This is a genomic window from Microcoleus sp. CAWBG640, from assembly GCF_020883015.1.
In the GTDB taxonomy this organism is placed as follows: Bacteria; Cyanobacteriota; Cyanobacteriia; order Cyanobacteriales; family Microcoleaceae; genus Microcoleus; species Microcoleus anatoxicus.
This window is the reverse complement of sequence record NZ_JAHRFC010000095.1, coordinates 1-16,428: the sequence shown is the minus strand read 5'-3', so window position 1 is coordinate 16,428 and position 16,428 is coordinate 1. Positions and strand designations below refer to the sequence as shown.

Below are 16,428 nucleotides of genomic sequence, written 5' to 3'. Positions count from 1 at the left end.
TAGTGTGGGATGAAAGGCGTGTGAGGTGAGGATTCCATCTGTTCACAATCTCAAAGCATAGCTTTGAGGAGTGGGCGGATGGATGACGAGACCAACAAATCCTGGTAAAATAATACTAACAAAAAACGGCAATTCAATGAAGGCGACATATCAGTACAAGTTCTATCCCGACACTAATCAAAAGCTAGCTCTCAACCAAATGGGCAATCCGCTAAATCTGGATTGAATAAATCCTGGCTGGATGCAGCTTTTGGGCAATTTTTTACGACGCTGAGCTACATAGGAGAAAAAACTGGGGCAGTCGTCGTTTCACAAAAACCTGCTTACACCTCAATGCTTCTGTGTTATCGGAATGAAATGGTTTTCACCGACTGCAATATTCGAGAGTATTGGGACGAGCAAAATTCTTTGATGGTCGATCGCGATCTTAATGCTGCGATTAACCTAAAAAGACTGGGGTTGGACATTTTCCCCAGTATAAAACGCCCTAGTGGGAATCTTTCTATAGTAGGAACTATGGATAAAGCGTACCAGAAGGAAATCTTACATACCCTTCATCGGGCTGTTAAGAAGCCCACATCATAATCTGTACTCAGATTTGATGTGGGAGTATGTCACATAAGTTTACATAGGTTTGATCAAGCAGTAATAGTGAAGTTGGCGCGATCGAGATATTTATGGCAAATCATGATTTTAAAGTGCTTCAAATTATTGAAGCGAAGGGTTGGTATGCCTTTGGCAGTACCAAGCAAAGCCAGCACATTGAGAGGTGGGTAAGACCTGTGGTGTGTTGGGTGTTAGTAGAAGATAAAAAAAAGCGACGCATTGTGACTGCTACCGCTAGCTATCAGATCCAGATTGACGATAAAGAAGTGGAGTTTTTTGCCCACGAGAGCGAAATTCAAGATATAGAGAATCTGCCGAAGTCAGTTTCCGTATCAGAATTTCTCAAAACTGAAGATTAATTGAGTGATAGAAAGAGTTTGTTTAAGAATAGATTAGTTGTTTTTTGCACAACTGGAAATGGGGAGAATGGGGAGAATCTTGCTTTTTCCTGACTCGGTTGGGCCCGCGAAGCGACGCAAAGCCCTTCGACTACCCACGCGCCTAGCGCCACTTCATGACTCAGAGTGCCGTTTCCCTCAGCATAAACGCAGTCGAAGGGTCAAAGGGTCGAAGGACTTTCTTCCTTCTGCGTTCTAAAAAATAAAGAGGGCGAAAGATAGCAGGCAATGCCCACACGCTTCCGCCCTTGCTGAATAACAGGGTATGCATATGTTTTTAGATTATGGCAGTGAGGTTTTCGATCGATCAAGAGGGCTATTGCAATCGCCCACTTTTGCTTTGATCCTGTCTTTGCAAGGCTGAAACTATTTTAAACTGGAAATTTTAATTTGACGGAAACAGCTATTCAATGGTTAGAACAAAAAACAACAAGAATTAGGTGTAATAGTCGAGGGTGATGCGATGGAATCCGGGGAAGAGAAAAACCACCCAAACAGTAAGTTATGGGTAGTTTGGTCTCGAAATTAATTTATAGTTTCAAACCCCGCTGACAACAGGTTCAGGTATCTGCTGCCGCTGCCGCCGCCCAGTCATCACCATCGGCACACCGCCGGCTGGGCCTAAAGTCACCCCTCGACGCTTTGGTTGCACAGGCTTGTTCTGGGCTAATACTAGGTCGAAATCGCGCAAAATTTGTGCTAACACCAGTTTCATCTCCAACTGCGCCAGGGCCATGCCGATGCAGCGCCTGCTTCCCCCTCCAAAAGGGACATACTCGTAAGGGGAGAATTGCCTCTCCAAAAACCGTTCTGGTTTAAATTGCAGCGGTTCTGGATACAAATCTTCGCGACGGTGGGTTAAATAAATCGAGCCGACCACAGCCGTACCAGGCTCTAATTGATATCCCATGAGTTCCACAGGGGAATTGACTACTCGCGGAAAGGTGAGCATTCCCACCGGATAAATCCGCAGCGTCTCTTGACAAACTGCACTCAGGTAGGGCAAGCGGAAAATCTCCATCGGGTCGGGATTTTCCCCCAAACTGTCTAATTCTTGCAGCAGTTTGTGGCGCACCGATGGCAAACTGTGAATCCAGTAAAATGCCCAAGCTAGGGCTGTGGCGGTGGTTTCGTGGCCGGCAAACAGCAGTGTCATCAACTCGTCGCGCAATTCTTCATCGGTCATCGGTTGCCCGTTTTCGTCGCGGGCTGCCATCATTAAGCTGAGAATGTCGGTACGGCTGGCATCTGGTTGGTCTCTGCGTTCGGCTATTTCAGCATAGATTAGTTCGTTGATTTGTCGTTGGCGCTGTTTCATTCGTCCCCAAGGACTCCAGGGACCCCAATCTTGCTGCATCCAGTTGAAAAATAGCATACTCGATCGCACAGGAGAACCAGTCATATCGAGAATTGAGGCAAGTAAGGGCCTGATTTGTTGCAATCGCGGGCCGTCATCCAAGCCAAAAACCGCCTGTAAGATTACCCGCATGGTGACTTCCTGCATGGCGCTGCGGGCGAAAAAAGGTCGATCTACGGACCATTTGCTGGCAACATCTAAAGCAATATCGCAAATTTGCTGCCCGTAGTTGCGCATCCGTTCCCCGTGAAAAGGAGGCATCAATAATTGACGCTCGCGTTTGTGCTTCTCGCCGGAGAGGATAATCATGGATTGTTCTCCCAGTAAGGGTTTTAGGATGCTGTTCAGGCTGCCTGGAGCTTCAAAAGCGCTACTGTTGAGCATGAACTGCACCGCTTCCGGGTGACTGACCATCACGAAGGGTTCCAGGCTGCCCCATTGGGTTGTAAAAATGTCCCCGTATTGCTTAGCACATTTATCCATGTATGTTAACGGATCGGCAATCCATTGAATTAGCTGCATAAAGGGCAGAGTTTTCGGGCCGTTAGGTAGTGTCATGGGAATTACCAGGGGGTTGGTCATCTGATTTGTATATTTTATATTTTAGATTTTAAATTTTAAATTAAACGACTCAGATGGATAGGCGGGCTTGTGGTTAGGAGCGGGAATAAGACCTTTTTAATTATTATTTTTCTGAGAAGCCCCAACTAAACTTGCTGATAGTTGGGGTGCTGGCGCGGGCTTATTCTCGAACTGTGTTCAAAATATCCTCTCCAAGCTCTGTAAAACGAACAGTTTTAATTTGCCAAGGAGCATAACTGGTTAAGGTTTGGCGCACGCCGCCGAACAAACTTAACATTTGACAACTAGACAAATTTTGCAATTTTTGTCGGTCGTTCCCTGATGTTCGTAAATCTACGGTGGCGACACCCAGAGTGCGATCGATTCTAAGTCGATAACCAACCAAACCTAGACTCGTAAACACCTGCTGTTTTAACACTTCATTCACAGCAGATGACATTAGCTGGTTGTCTGGGCCTGTAACTGTTTCCGGGTGGAGACTTTTACAATTATTGTCTACTTTATAGACCGTTACTGTGACGGTGCTGTCTAATTCTGTGGTTCCAGTGGCTAAAACTGGAGGAACAGGACTAAATTGCTGCACCACTTGGTTCGATGTGGCCTCAATTTGATGGCGCGTCTGCTTTATGTGTCCGAACTTACGGTTGATAGTTGGCGGTAGATCCTGGTTTTCCCCTGAGTTCGCTGCATCAGAGATCGTCGAACAACTGAAGAGGCAGAATGTCATTAATCCGATTGCTAAATACCCCAACTCTGTATAGATACGGTTCATAGTTTTTAATACGCAACAAAACGTCCGTGTATTGAGGGAGACTTTTGGTGGTAGAAAGCATTTAATCCCTGATTACACTTAGAAGTATTTTCTGGTATCCGTAATACGGAGATGAAAATAAATTGAAAGTGCTTGTTTATTACACAATATTAGTGTTAAATTTGGTGATGTACAATACCCCCCCAGGGCAAATCTACCAGACCTAACGGGTAAAGCTTGTGGCCAGGATCGCAAGCGATTTCAAATACTTTTTCAGTGGTGTCATGTGCCGTTGTAACAACAACAGAGCAATTCCAAGGTTGGAGGTTGCTACGCTTTTTCGCGAAAGGGAAAGCCTAAGTTTGACTCCACAAAATTGCGACCTGAAAAATAGTCCTGGATACAGAAACCGGGTTTGATGGATGGACTTAGTGCACGCCGGGCCTTTAACTAGGAGTGAACACTTCGGCGGAGTTTATTCTGTAACGAAGCGTGGTGTCACAGGCGTGCGTAGTCGAAGTGTCGAAGAGCCTTTGGTATTTATGCATCCAGGACTAAAAAACATAATTCCGATGCAAGCTGATTTGATTTGAGTGGGTGCGTCAAGGAAGTAAACCCAGCATTTGGTAATTTTTGTGCCGAATGCCATCAATGAGAGTGAGATGATCGTGAAACAGCAATTATTCACAAAAGTTTTGGGCGCAACGGCGATCGCCCTCTGTAGTCTGACGGTTATTTCTCAACCCAGTCACGCTAGGCCGACCCTGGGAGAAAGCAGATTTTGGTGTAGCACCTCTACCGGCGTGCCGATGACGGTGTACCAAAACCCTCAAGGTGCGATCGAGCCTTGGATCGAGTGGGCTTCGGATTACTTTTCCGGTTCTGGCTACAATCCGACAACTCGGTGTCAATTAGTCAGCCAACGCCTCGAAACCTATCGTCGCAATCGGCAGCTCAAGTACATTACTGTTGGTGTGATGAATGGTCAAAACGTAATTTGCACAGCTAATCAAGTCAATGGTGTGTGCCAAAATTTGATTTATACTCTTAGGCGAGGCCAAGATCCGATCGCATCTCTGTATAACTTGTTGGCTTGGCGCCAAGGACAAGTTGAGATGCCATCTACCAATGAAAGCAGTAAAATTCCTTACATAGATGTGATGGAAAAGCTAAGATAAAACACTGAGGAGGGTTCGCAACAGCCCCTTTTTTCCCCAGACTCCCTTCTCCCTTTCCCTAGTGCTACCGAAATCTTTGACCCAAGGCTATAGCTTGGGTTATACAAATGAGGTTAAAATTGGTATGAGTGGTAGTCCGATTTTTAATGCCAAAGGTTTGTTAGTTGGGATTAACGGTCGGGGCAAGTATCGAGATCCAAATTTTGGTGTCTATGCTTTTGAAGATGGAAGCGAACCAACGCCGGAATTATTGGAGAAAATGGTTAAATCTAGTTGGGGAATTCCCATCAGTATATATTTGCAGTTAGCCTCGTTTCATCTAGGGAGTTACTGATGAATGTGTGGAGTTTGCGGTTTGACGCACTGACAATCATCTTGACGGGTGCATTAACGGTGGCACAGGTGGTCATCGGACAATATACTGCCAGCGCCAAAACATCCCAAGAAATTGCCCAGTTAGCGATGTTGACAACTGTGGAAGTCAACAACACCATGGGTTTTGCGGGTAGTGGCTCAGGAGTAATTATTGCGAAACAGGGTAATATTTACACTGTTTTGACAGCTAATCATGTGGTAGCAAGCCAGGCCCAAAAATACAGTATTCGCACTCATTTGGAGAAAGATTATGCTGTCATCCGAATACAACGGCTACCGAAAAATGACAGAGATATAGACTTAGCGCTGCTACAATTTCAGAGCCAAGAACAGTATCCAGTAGCACCAATGGGAGAGTCACAAAGTGCAGTTGTCGGTTCTCCTATTTATGTTGCTGGCTATCCGCTACCCATTGCCTCTGGAGTGGAAAAAAAACTGGAGTTTACTGCTGGTATTATCTCTTCTCGGCTCGATCGTCGCGCTTCATCGGGTTACAGACTGCGCTATCAAGCTGTGACTAGGCGAGGCATGAGTGGGGGACCTGTATTTGATGTTGATGGCAAAATTGTGGGAATTCACGGTCAAGGAGATACTGTGGGCACTGTGACTAGCCCGTGGAACGGTCAGAGTGAAGAGATTAAAACGGGATTAAATTCAGGAATTCCGATCGATATTTTTCTGGGGTTACTATCACAAAATAAGCTTAACAGCTTGGATATTCTCAGCAGTCTTTCTATGAACCGCGTTTCTAACCAAAACCAACCGAACATGAGGCCGGGGGGATTTTTGTGTGATACATCGACAGGAGAACCGATGACAGTGTATCAAAATCCCGCAGGGATTAGGGAGACTTGGATTCGGTGGAATTCTAATTTTTTTGCTAATTCTGGCTACGATCCTCTAACTCGTTGCCGACAAGTGACTCAGCGCCTAGAAAATTACAGTCGCAACCAACAGCTAAATTATGTGACTGTAGGTATGGTAAATAACCAGAAAGCGATTTGCACGAGTAGTCGCGTTAATGGACCTTGCGAAGGTTTGATCTACACCCTACGTCGCGATCAAGATCCGATTCCTGCCCTCAGCAGTTTCTTTGTGTGGCTGGCGAATCAAAAAGCTCAGCCTTCTATTTTTGAAAGCGGGACTATACCTTATATTGATGTTAAAGAACGGCTGGAATAGACTAGGGAACCTTAATTAAATATCCGTGATATCAATTCCGGTGGTATCGTCAGGTGATTTAACCGCGAAGGCGCGAAGTACGCGAAGCAAGAGAAGAGAGAGTTTAATACAGGACGATGAAGAGAGGATTTTATATAATATCAAATCCTCTCTTCATCGGAATAGTAAATTCGAGTTCACTGTTCACTGTTCACTGTCAACCGTCAACCGTCAACTGTCAACATCACCTGACGGTGTAACCGGAAATGATATGAGTTGACCAAATTCGCCTGATAATTTAATCTAAATTTTATCAAATTGAATTATTTTACGGTATTTTTGGGGAGCATTATATTATTTAAATAGTTGATAAATGTAATTTTAGATGGGAAAAATTTAAGTTATTTATGATAGACATAATAGAATTGATGATTTTTGGGAACACGGAAGCTATAAAATTACTGTTACATCGATCTAATTGAAATTTTTCAGGTATCAAGCATGACAGCAACTACCCCGAAGGCAACGTCAACAACGCCCGCTTTTTGCGAAGGCATTCAATATTTTTCCGATACAGTGGCTGGTTTTGAGACTTACGGGAAAGTACCTGCGATCGCCAGCGGAAGCAAATCGATCGCCGATCCAGCCGATCCCGCCGCCGTCTTTCAAACCATGCTCGCTGCTGATGCCCTGCGCTACCTGACGCTGCAAGTAACAGCCAGCAAGGCCTCTGGACATCCGGGGGGATTTGCTAGCCAAGCCGAGGCCTACGCAGCTTTGGTGATGCTAGGACACAAGAATATTGTCACCGAAGTCGGGCATCACGCCCCCGGCTTTTACAGTGCCATGTTTCTCGATCGCTCTTTAGAAGACATGGAAATTGTCAACGTGCAGCAAATGCGCGACAAATTCCGAGAAAAAGACGGTTTGTTAGGACATCTTTCCGGCTTTATTCCAGGTCTTTTAGCACCCGCAGGTCCCCTCGGACAAGGACAGCATTTTGCCATGTCAGGAGCACTTTTGCACCGCGACAAACTGTTTGCTTTCACAATGGGCGACGGCGGCATGGGCGAACCCTATCCGATGAGCAGCATGGGGCATTTTCACACTGCTTATCCGAGTGTTACTAACTTTTTGCCTGTGTTAGTTTGGAACGGATTTTCTCAGGAACATCATAGCATGGTTTCGACTAAAACCAATGCGGAAATGATTGCTTATTGGCAAGGAAATGGTTTTGAAGAAATCATCTTAGTTGACGCTAAGGAATTTGATGATAAAAATCAACCCGGAGATTATGTTGACAGCACAGCTTTTTCCCTAGAACAGCGCATGGCATTTACCAAAGCTGTTTTACAAGGCGTTGACAAAGCTGCAAAATCTGCTCTTGGCGGCAAATTAACTGTGTTTATCATCAAACAGTTGAAAGGTGCAGGTGTCCACGCGCTTGGAGCCAAATCGCACAACCTTTATCCCAAAGATACCCTCGATGCACCGCACATTGTCAGTGCTTTAAAACAGCGCGCTTTGACTGTGGAAGCTTGGCAATTAGTGCGGACAAATGCTGAACGCGCGGGCGGCGGGCCTGCTGCGAAAACTGTTGTGACTGAGTTTGAATTGCCACTGGCAGATTTAGGTGAATTGCCTTTGGAGGAATTTGCAGTTGGTGGAGAAGCTAAGGTTTCGACAACAGCAATGGGACGTTTGGTAGGAAAAGTCGGTGAGCGCGATCGCACTTTTGTAGTCACCAATGCAGATGGCAACGAAGCATCAGGAATTGCCAACATCAACCAAGCCCTGAAAATCATTCACCCAACCACAGATGACCTGTACAATCAATCGCCAAACGGTCAAGTTTACGAACCTTTGAGTGAAGATGCTTGTGCAGGTTTAGCCGTAGGTTTGTGCTTATTCGGCGCGCGGACTTTGTGGTGTTCCTACGAATCTTTTGCCATCAATGGTTTACCAATTTGGCAAACAGTCACCCAAGCAATGGCAGAATTGCGTCGTCCAACTCCAGCTACTGTCACCTTATTTACTGCCGGTGCTTTAGAACAAGGCCGCAATGGTTGGACGCACCAACGCCCGGAAATTGAGGCTTATTTTGCGGCAATGATGCGGAATGGGAATGTGTTTCCTTTGTTCCCACCCGATGCTAACAGCATTCAAGCTTGTTACGATTGGGCTTTGACTGCGAAGAATAAGGGAATTGTGATTACTGCGAGTAAGTCGCCATTGCCAATTCGGACTACTTTTGCCCAGACGCGCCAAGGTTTGGAAGATGGTGCGATCGTGTTGCAAGAAATCGAACCCCCCCAAACCCCCCTTAATCAAGGGGGGAGTAAGAAGGTTGTATTTGCTGTAATTGGCGATATGAGTTTGATTCCGGTGTTTGAAGCAGCGGCATCTTTGGAAAAATCAGGTGTTGGTTCGCGGATTGTTTCTATTATCAATCCGCGCCGTTTGTACCGCCCAACTGATGTGGCTTGGGATACTTGTTCCGAGGCTGACGGTGGCTTTTTGAGCGATGACAAATTTGCCGAAATGTTTGGCGGAGATGCCTTAGTTGGCGTGATAGGCGGTGCTTCTGGGATGTTGGAGCCTGTGATGCTACGCAGCAATTGTCGGCGGGATACTTTCGCTTGGAAGCGGGGGGAAACTACTGCTAGTGCTGGTCAATTGATGGCGTTTAATGGGTTGACTGCTGAGGCGTTGACTAAAAGGGCGATCGAGTTAGTGCATTAATAAGACTTAGGCAAAAACCCGGTTTCTTAAGGTAATTGTGTCATTTTAGGTTGACGAATATCGCGAGAAACTGGGTTTTTTAGGTTCAGTCCTAGACTGGTGGCCAAAAACCCGGTTTCTGCATCAATATTTATGGAAAAAGCGATGATTTTTGGAAGAAACCGGGTTTTTTTAGGTGAGTGCGTCGAAGACTGATTAAGCTAGAATGTGAGAGACTCCCTTCGACTCCGCTCAGGGAGCAAGAAACAAAGCGCCTTGGCGAATGCTATACTAGGTAGGGGTTAGTAATATTTAAAATAGGATGGTGATACCTGTGACTGCACAACTTTTAGAAGAAATAGGTACGCTTGGGGAACAGCGATTTGTTCTCCCCAGTTATTATAGTTGGGAGCAATTTGAGGCTCTAGAATCTTTGATGGCAGACTCTTCTGGTTTGCGGATAACTTATCTTGATGGGTGGATAGAGTTTATGACACTGGGCGAAGCACATGAGACAATTAGTTGTATTCTTAATTTTTTGCTACAACTCTACTTTTGTGAAATGGGAATTGAATATATTCCTGTAGGAAGCGCAACTCGCAGAAATCAAGAAAAAGATGTTTCCTTTGAACCTGACGAGTCTTATTATATAGGTGAAAAGAAAGAACATCCAGATTTAGCAGTGGAGGTGACGATTACTAGCGGTAGTACAAATAAACTAGCTAAGTATTTGCGAATTCGCATTCCTGAAGTCTGGTTTTGGGAAAATAATCGGCTTGATGTTTATGGGCTGCGCGAGGATAATTATGAGCAAGTTTCAAGAAGTGAGTTGTTGCCAGAGTTGGATTTAGAATTGTTGGTGCGTTGCGTTTTAATGCCTTCAAGGATTGAGGCAAGGACGGAGTTTCTGAATGGGATTAGACCGCAGTAAGATCGATTGACTTTGTTCGCTAAGTTTTGAATACGATTTCATGTTCTACCAGGGTTATACCAGATAAGGGCTAGCAATATTAAAGTAAGATGGTTATATCTATGACAGCACAACTTTTAGAAGAAATAGTTTCCCTTGCCGAACAGCGATTTGTTCTCCCTGGTTATTATAGTTGGGAGCAATTTGAGGCTCTAGAATCTTTGATGGCAGACTCTTCTGGTTTGCGGATAACTTATCTTGATGGGTGGATTGAGTTTATGACATTGGGTGAAGCACATGAAAGCTTTAAAAAGGCGATCGCTATATTGCTGGAAGCATACTTTTGTGAGTTCGGAATTACATTTTTTCCTGTAGGTAGTGCGACTCGCCGAAATCGAGCCAAAGATGTTTCCTTTGAACCAGACGAGTCTTATTATATAGATGAGAAGAAAGAACATCCCGATTTAGCAATAGAAGTGACGATTACTAGCGGTAGTACAAATAAACTAGCTAAATATCTGCGACTTCGCATTCCTGAAGTCTGGTTTTGGGAAAATAATCAGTTGTCTGTTTATGGGTTGCGTGAGGATAATTATGAGCAAGTTTCCAGAAGTGAGTTGTTGCCAGAGTTGGATTTAGAATTGTTGGTGCGTTGCGTTTTAATGCCTTCAATAATTGAGGCAAGGACGGAGTTTTTGAATGGGATTCGTCCGCAGTAATTTGGTTAATTAATCAGACTTACGCAAGAAATCGTTTGATATGGTATAATCTACATGGTTAAAGACTGACTTTTTGTCAGGCGCAACGGAACACAGTAGAATGGCTAAGTATCCCTATTCTACAAAAATGGTTATACATAACAACATTTAATACACATTGAACTATGTCCCTGCAAGATGAGATTGACAAAACAAGGCAAGAAATTCGGACTGATGGCTACTCAATGTCTATTGGAGAGTGGATTAGTCTTTATGAGAGGAGTGAGATTGATATTCATCCAGATTTTCAGAGATTTTTCCGTTGGTCAGATCATCAAAAATCAACCTTCATAGAATCAATCTTGCTAGGTATACCTATTCCGCCAATTTTTGTGAGCCAAAGAGATGATGGTGTTTGGGATGTTGTAGATGGTGTTCAGAGACTATCAACAATATATGAATTTGTCGGTCTTTTGAAAAAAGATGAATCAGAAAAAGATGAATCAGAAAACAATGCACATCCAGTAGCTCTAGAAAAAACTACATACTTAGCTTCTTTAGAAGGTAAAAAATGGGACGATCCAAATGACAAAGATAATTCTTTCACTCAAACACAGCGTTTATTGATTAAGCGCTCAAAAATAGCTGTCAATATTGTTGAGAAAGAAAGCGATGAAATGATTAAATATGAGCTATTTCAACGACTGAACACAGGAGGTTCAGTTGCTACACCTCAAGAAGTGAGAAATTGCATTCTTTTGATGTTGAATAAAAATTTATATCAATTGATGCGAACGCTGGCAGATTATGAATCATTCAAAAAATGTACGGCTTTAAGTGATAGGCTTTATGAAGAGCAGTATGATATGGAGTTAGTATTGCGTTTCATACTTCTATTCGATCAAGATGAGATAAGCCTTCAAAAATTGGGTGGTGATGTTAGCGTTTTTCTGACCGACAAAATGCGTGAAATGGCTCTTAATAAAAAATTAGATTATCAGCATATAGAAACTGCATTCAAAACAACATTCGATCTTCTGAATGAAACTACAGGTGATGATAGTTTCAAGAGATATAAATCCGAACAAGACAGGTTCCTTGGTGGTTTTCTATTATCCGCATATGAAGTGGTAGCTTTGGGAATCGGATATCACTATAAAATTATACCTCAAATAAACCAAATATCCGAGCGTATAAAAAGTATTTGGTCAAATCCGACGTATCAAAAATGGTCGGGAGCAGGAGTGAATGCTGCAAGACGTTTACCTTACCTGATTCCGCTTGGTAGAGAAGTATTTTCCCCCTAATGAGTATCCGAACTGCTGAAGAATTAAGTGATAAACTTTCAGATGATCTTGCTTGGCGAAAGAAGGAACTTTCCGAACTCAAATCCTTGGTAGAAGCGAGAAATGTTTCTCCTCAAAGGCATAATGCGTTGATTCGGAGTGGAATATGTATTCTCTATGCTCATTGGGAAGGTTTTGTCAAATTAGCATCAAATAGTTACCTAGAGTATGTTGCGATGCAAAAGCTTCGCTACGATCAGCTTAGTAGCAATTTTCTAGCTCTGGCAATGAAGACAAAATTGAATGAGGCTAGAGACACCAATAAACCATCATTATATATACCTGTTTGTGATTTCTTCCTTTCTAACTTAAATACTAAATGCTCTTTGCCATACAAAGACAAAGATGCAATTTCTACTGCATCCAATCTGTCTTCTGACATTTTGAAGGAAATAACTTGTACTCTGGGAATAGACTTTTCGGTTTACTCTACTAAGTCCGTGTTAATCGATATTAAGCTTTTGAAAACAAGAAACGAAATTGCACATGGTAACTATTTGACGGTTGACAGAGAAGAGTATATAGAGTTACACACAGAAATTATGGGAATGCTTGATGTATTTCGTAATCAGATAGAAAATGCTGCTGTTAATAAGGATTTTATGCGGAATTCACCTTAGAGGCGATCGCTCTCGGTACAATTATCGCAGTGTTTGGTATTTGCTGCGAAGGGCGATCGCTCTTGATGCACTCTGCGGGCGATCGCTACCCGTACAATCATCGCACTGTTTGGTATTTGCTGCGAGGGGCGAGATCCTTCCCATTCAATAGCACCTATGCGATCGGTCAAGATACTGGTAAAAGCCAACAGCTTTGAGGTAAACTAGAATTGCTCGAAGTTTCTGGAGTCTGACATGGAAACAATGAAACTGCGATCGCATATTGGAACCGATGGCATATTGCTTCTCCAAATGCCCGCTGAGTTTAAAGATACTTCTGTTGAAGTGGTAGTAGTTGTACAGCATCTACCATCGGAGGAAGTTAAACCGAAGTATAACGCTTGGGGACAACTGACTACTAAACAATCTATTCAAGCAGCAATTGCTAGAATGCTACAACTGCGACAAGAAATTGCTTTGGATAAAAGCTCAATCCGCGAAATGATAGAAGAAGGGCGCAGGTTCTAATGCAGTTTATATTGGATTGTTCTGTAGCAATCAGTTGGTGCTTAGTGGATGAAGATAACGATTATGCCAATGCTATACTCGCGATGATGCCGGATTGCGAAGCATTTGTACCGGGAATTTGGTCGCTAGAAGTTGCTAATACTCTCCTGGTTGCCGAGCGACGCAACCGCATGACGACTGAGCAATCTGAGATGGCTATTACTTTGTTACAATCGCTGTTAATTCAGGTTGATGAAGCTACGGATAGTAATGCACTATCGTCAACTATAGTATTAGGAAGACAAGAAGGTTTAGCTGCTTATGATGCAGTTTATTTAGAGCTAGCATTAAGATTGGAATTGCCGATCGCCACACTTGATAACCGCTTGGCCCAAGCGGCAACTCGCTGCGGTGTGGAATTGGTAGTTGTTGGTGGAGAAATTCCAGAGACGGGGCGATGATTATTAGGATCTCGCTCATCAGAAACAAGAAAGGGCGATCGCTCTTTCATTTTAGGCGATCGGTCATCAGAAAAAACAAAGGGCGATCGCGCTTTGTTTTGAGGCTGCGATCGCGTGGGAGTGAGAAACCGGGTTTCTTAATAAAAGATATTATTTTTTTTATACAAATAAAAATGAAAAATAATAATAGCAGATGCGATCACACCAAGACCCTGACCGAAAATTGTAACCCAGTCTTGGCGTAGGAAACCGTAAATTACCCAGAATGTGTAACTTAATAGACTAAGAAAAAAAAAGGAGAAACTAACACCCTCGGTACTTCTTCTCTTCTGAATATTTTTAATTTTGTCTGGAAAACCAATAAATTTTACAAGAATAGTAAAAACTATGGTCATTATCGAAATAAATTGAGTCATAGAAAGTATTTCACCATTGCATACATTTGGATTTTTATATCGGGCATATTTTCAGCAGACACACCAGACAAGCCTAGATTTTGAAACCCCAATTTTAGAAAAGAGGAAACACGGTAGGGAGTTGGTAAAGACAATATTGCTTTAGCACCGTGAGCCTGACTCTCCAAAATCCTAGCTCTATCTAATTTGTGAGCAATTCCTCGCCCACGATAATCTTTTAGAACAACCAACCTGCTCATAAAACTATAAGGCATCTTAAGTTTGGAAAAATCATAATTACTAAACTCTTCTTTATGAGGAAGATTTCCTAATGAATAAATAATGTTTAATCGAGCCGTAGCAGCTATATTGTCCCCATCTTTAACAATCCAATAAATAGCAGTATCATCATCTAATTCATCTAACCAACAACCATCAGGTGCTATGCTAGGATCTACATATCCTTCAGTTTCTACCCAGACTTTATATCTGGATTTTCCAATATCTCTAATATAAGAATTTTTACCATTAAATTTTAATAGTTTCATCTCTTATGATTTCCTCTAGGTCTAGATTTAAAGTTGTAGAAGCGAGGGTGATAAATTTAGCATTAGTTTGATTTCATATTTTTAGATGATTTTGATTCATCTCGGACTATTCTTACACATCAAACAAAGATTTGTCTAGCTAAAAAATGTTCTATTTTGCCGACATTTTTTCCACAGATTCAGTTTTTTTTAATTTGCTTTTGTACGAAACTGTACGAAAATGTGCCAAAAAGCCGGAAAATATAAGATATAATACATAAAACTCTCGTATCTCCCGGCTCCGATGAATCTTAAAGAAATGTTAAAATTCGCCGATCGCATAGTTTTCGAGAAAACAGGTCAGCACCTTGACGATTTACAAGCAGCCGTACTGCGGGGAACTCTACAACGCGAGACATACAAAGAAGTAGCAAAAGATTTTAACTGTTCTGAAAGTCGCATCAGGGAAATCGGATCGGAATTATGGCAATTACTTTCAGAGGAGTTTGGGGAAAAAGTCAGTAAATCGAATTTTCGCTCCACAATGGAGAGGTTGCAAAACTCTAATGTTGTAAACTTTGCACAAGATGTTGTAGTGAGCAGTATTTTCAACATTTGCGGACAAGCTAGACACCCACCAAATATCCCAAACCAACCCCCACCAAATCAAGAAACATCTAACACAAAACAACCTGAAACTCCACATCAAGATTTAAGCGAGATGCCAGAATTAGGCACTTTCTACGATCGCACCCATTCACTCCACACCCTCACAACCTGGATTCTACAACAAAACAGCCGCCTCATCACCCTCACTGGCATCAGCGGAATCGGCAAAACATCCCTAGCAGTACAACTCGTAAAACAAATCAAAGACGAGTTTGAGTACGCAGTTTGGTACACCCTAGACGAATTCCCCACCATAGATAAATTTCAATCTAACCTAATACAGCTTTTCTCCAACTCAGAAAAACAAGATTCATCCCCAACAAACCAGAAACGCTTACCGCTGATTAAATATTTGCAAAACCATCGCTGTTTAATAGTCTTAGATGACGTTCACAATCTTTTCTGTAGCGGCGAATTTGCAGGAAAGTATAAACCTGAATGCGAAGAATATCGCTCTTTATTCAAACAAATAGAAAAATTATCCCATCAAAGTTGCTTGATGTTAATCGGTTGGGAACAACCCAGAGAAGTGACCCAAGTTAAAAACCAAAATACTGCCATTCGTACCTTACAACTCAAAGGTTTAGACATCGCAGCCGCACGGGAAATACTCAGAGATTATGGGTTAGCAGAAAGCGACAACAGTGAAACTCTCATTCATCGCTACCAAGGCAATCCCCTATGGTTAAAAAGCGTGGCGACTCTGATTCTTGAGTTGGGAGGAGCAGTGACTGAGTTATTACCAAATGATACCATATTGTTACCAGAAGATTTGAAAGATGTTTTACAGCAGCAGTTCGATCGCCTTTCGGAACTAGAAAAACAAGTAATCTCCTTGTTGGCGAAAGAAAGCCAGCCAGTCGATCGCACAAAATTACTTGAAAATGATACAATCCCGGTGTCAGATTTGGCAAATGCGCTGCAATCTCTATCGCGGCGCTGCTTGATTGAACAACTAGAAAACTTTTACACTTTGTCACCTATAATGAAGCAGTATATCAAAACTCGATTATCGCACTTAACAAACATCGACAATGAATCAACTTTTCAAACAACACCGCTTGTCAACTCTTGTTTCCTCAAATTCGGCAACAATGCCAAAACATCCAAATACCACCACCAACGCTGAGGTGTAATCTCCTCAAATTTGCGCTTCTGGGTTAAATCCACAAATCTCGACAACTCCT

General features: G+C 42.7%; 18 protein-coding genes. 14 read left to right on the top strand and 4 right to left on the bottom strand.

Annotation, left to right across the window (positions count from 1 at the left end; translation table 11 throughout):
- Positions 1-82 precede the first annotated feature (82 nt).
- The 3 genes from AAFP11_RS26345 to AAFP11_RS26335 all read left to right on the top strand — a co-directional run bounded on the left by AAFP11_RS26345 (position 83) and on the right by AAFP11_RS26335 (position 965).
- A complete protein-coding gene (locus AAFP11_RS26345; RefSeq protein WP_341739689.1) occupies positions 83-226 on the top strand; it encodes a hypothetical protein in 144 nt (47 codons plus the stop codon).
- Positions 223-585: a hypothetical protein gene (locus AAFP11_RS26340; RefSeq protein ID WP_341739688.1), complete on the top strand. Its 363-nt coding sequence runs from the start codon at positions 223-225 to the stop codon at positions 583-585. Before AAFP11_RS26345 ends, AAFP11_RS26340 begins: the two co-directional genes overlap by 4 nt.
- A 92-nt stretch (positions 586-677) precedes the next feature.
- Entirely contained in the window at positions 678-965 is a 288-nt protein-coding gene (locus AAFP11_RS26335) for a hypothetical protein (protein WP_341739687.1), read from the top strand.
- A gap of 577 nt (positions 966-1,542) precedes the next feature.
- On the opposite strand, the gene AAFP11_RS26330 is transcribed toward AAFP11_RS26335, so the two are convergent.
- Both AAFP11_RS26330 and AAFP11_RS26325 read right to left on the bottom strand, forming a co-directional pair.
- Positions 1,543-2,919: a cytochrome P450 gene (locus AAFP11_RS26330; protein WP_341739690.1), complete on the bottom strand. Its 1,377-nt coding sequence runs from the start codon at positions 2,917-2,919 to the stop codon at positions 1,543-1,545.
- A gap of 184 nt (positions 2,920-3,103) precedes the next feature.
- Complete coding sequence (locus tag AAFP11_RS26325) at positions 3,104-3,715, bottom strand: hypothetical protein (protein WP_341739686.1); 612 nt, start codon at positions 3,713-3,715, stop codon at positions 3,104-3,106.
- Positions 3,716-4,362: 647 nt separating this feature from the next.
- Here AAFP11_RS26325 and AAFP11_RS26320 point away from each other — a divergent pair.
- From AAFP11_RS26320 to AAFP11_RS26285, 8 genes are all read left to right on the top strand, one after another.
- Positions 4,363-4,872, top strand: coding sequence for a COP23 domain-containing protein (locus tag AAFP11_RS26320; RefSeq protein WP_341739685.1), 510 nt, complete (start codon positions 4,363-4,365; stop codon positions 4,870-4,872).
- Positions 4,873-4,948: 76 nt separating this feature from the next.
- Entirely contained in the window at positions 4,949-5,206 is a 258-nt protein-coding gene (locus AAFP11_RS26315; protein WP_341739684.1) for a hypothetical protein, read from the top strand.
- Positions 5,206-6,429 carry a COP23 domain-containing protein gene (locus AAFP11_RS26310; protein ID WP_341739683.1) on the top strand — a complete coding sequence of 408 codons (1,224 nt, stop codon included), beginning with the start codon at positions 5,206-5,208 and terminating at the stop codon, positions 6,427-6,429. Before AAFP11_RS26315 ends, AAFP11_RS26310 begins: the two co-directional genes overlap by 1 nt.
- A 480-nt stretch (positions 6,430-6,909) precedes the next feature.
- Positions 6,910-9,150, top strand: coding sequence for a phosphoketolase (locus tag AAFP11_RS26305; protein WP_341739682.1), 2,241 nt, complete (start codon positions 6,910-6,912; stop codon positions 9,148-9,150).
- Between the two features lie 313 nt (positions 9,151-9,463).
- Positions 9,464-10,060, top strand: coding sequence for a Uma2 family endonuclease (locus tag AAFP11_RS26300; protein WP_341739681.1), 597 nt, complete (start codon positions 9,464-9,466; stop codon positions 10,058-10,060).
- A 101-nt stretch (positions 10,061-10,161) separates the two neighbouring features.
- A complete protein-coding gene (locus AAFP11_RS26295; RefSeq protein WP_341739680.1) occupies positions 10,162-10,758 on the top strand; it encodes a Uma2 family endonuclease in 597 nt (198 codons plus the stop codon).
- A gap of 164 nt (positions 10,759-10,922) precedes the next feature.
- On the top strand, positions 10,923-12,044 hold the full coding sequence (locus AAFP11_RS26290; protein WP_341739679.1) for a DUF262 domain-containing protein: 1,122 nt from the start codon (positions 10,923-10,925) through the stop codon (positions 12,042-12,044).
- On the top strand, positions 12,044-12,703 hold the full coding sequence (locus tag AAFP11_RS26285) for an MAE_28990/MAE_18760 family HEPN-like nuclease (protein ID WP_341739678.1): 660 nt from the start codon (positions 12,044-12,046) through the stop codon (positions 12,701-12,703). Before AAFP11_RS26290 ends, AAFP11_RS26285 begins: the two co-directional genes overlap by 1 nt.
- On the opposite strand, the gene AAFP11_RS26280 is transcribed toward AAFP11_RS26285, so the two are convergent.
- Entirely contained in the window at positions 12,700-12,891 is a 192-nt protein-coding gene (locus AAFP11_RS26280) for a hypothetical protein (protein WP_341739677.1), read from the bottom strand. The genes AAFP11_RS26285 and AAFP11_RS26280 overlap by 4 nt on opposite strands.
- 46 nt (positions 12,892-12,937) lie before the next feature.
- On the opposite strand from AAFP11_RS26280, the gene AAFP11_RS26275 reads away from it, so the two are divergent.
- Positions 12,938-13,210, top strand: coding sequence for a hypothetical protein (locus tag AAFP11_RS26275; protein ID WP_341739676.1), 273 nt, complete (start codon positions 12,938-12,940; stop codon positions 13,208-13,210).
- Entirely contained in the window at positions 13,210-13,650 is a 441-nt protein-coding gene (locus AAFP11_RS26270) for a type II toxin-antitoxin system VapC family toxin (protein WP_341739675.1), read from the top strand. The genes AAFP11_RS26275 and AAFP11_RS26270 overlap by 1 nt, the downstream gene beginning before the upstream one ends.
- Positions 13,651-14,062: 412 nt before the next feature.
- Here AAFP11_RS26270 and AAFP11_RS26265 read toward each other — a convergent pair whose 3' ends face one another.
- Positions 14,063-14,593: a GNAT family N-acetyltransferase gene (locus AAFP11_RS26265; RefSeq protein ID WP_341739674.1), complete on the bottom strand. Its 531-nt coding sequence runs from the start codon at positions 14,591-14,593 to the stop codon at positions 14,063-14,065.
- A 283-nt stretch (positions 14,594-14,876) separates the two neighbouring features.
- Between AAFP11_RS26265 and AAFP11_RS26260 the strand changes: the two genes are divergently transcribed.
- Positions 14,877-16,370, top strand: coding sequence for an NB-ARC domain-containing protein (locus AAFP11_RS26260; protein ID WP_341739673.1), 1,494 nt, complete (start codon positions 14,877-14,879; stop codon positions 16,368-16,370).
- Positions 16,371-16,428: the final 58 nt, after the last annotated feature.

What these genes read in the sequence shown, in the direction of transcription:
- AAFP11_RS26310 (WP_341739683.1), top strand. Translation starts at nt 5,206, where the DNA reads ATGAATGTGTGGAGTTTGCGGTTTGACGCACTGACAATCATCTTGACG.
- AAFP11_RS26260 (WP_341739673.1), top strand. Translation starts at nt 14,877, where the DNA reads ATGAATCTTAAAGAAATGTTAAAATTCGCCGATCGCATAGTTTTCGAG.
- AAFP11_RS26290 (WP_341739679.1), top strand. Translation starts at nt 10,923, where the DNA reads ATGTCCCTGCAAGATGAGATTGACAAAACAAGGCAAGAAATTCGGACT.
- AAFP11_RS26275 (WP_341739676.1), top strand. Translation starts at nt 12,938, where the DNA reads ATGGAAACAATGAAACTGCGATCGCATATTGGAACCGATGGCATATTG.
- AAFP11_RS26345 (WP_341739689.1), top strand. Translation starts at nt 83, where the DNA reads ATGACGAGACCAACAAATCCTGGTAAAATAATACTAACAAAAAACGGC.
- AAFP11_RS26325 (WP_341739686.1), bottom strand. Translation starts at nt 3,715, where the DNA reads ATGAACCGTATCTATACAGAGTTGGGGTATTTAGCAATCGGATTAATG.
- AAFP11_RS26295 (WP_341739680.1), top strand. Translation starts at nt 10,162, where the DNA reads ATGACAGCACAACTTTTAGAAGAAATAGTTTCCCTTGCCGAACAGCGA.
- AAFP11_RS26270 (WP_341739675.1), top strand. Translation starts at nt 13,210, where the DNA reads ATGCAGTTTATATTGGATTGTTCTGTAGCAATCAGTTGGTGCTTAGTG.
- AAFP11_RS26330 (WP_341739690.1), bottom strand. Translation starts at nt 2,919, where the DNA reads ATGACACTACCTAACGGCCCGAAAACTCTGCCCTTTATGCAGCTAATT.
- AAFP11_RS26305 (WP_341739682.1), top strand. Translation starts at nt 6,910, where the DNA reads ATGACAGCAACTACCCCGAAGGCAACGTCAACAACGCCCGCTTTTTGC.
- AAFP11_RS26335 (WP_341739687.1), top strand. Translation starts at nt 678, where the DNA reads ATGGCAAATCATGATTTTAAAGTGCTTCAAATTATTGAAGCGAAGGGT.
- AAFP11_RS26285 (WP_341739678.1), top strand. Translation starts at nt 12,044, where the DNA reads ATGAGTATCCGAACTGCTGAAGAATTAAGTGATAAACTTTCAGATGAT.
- AAFP11_RS26265 (WP_341739674.1), bottom strand. Translation starts at nt 14,593, where the DNA reads ATGAAACTATTAAAATTTAATGGTAAAAATTCTTATATTAGAGATATT.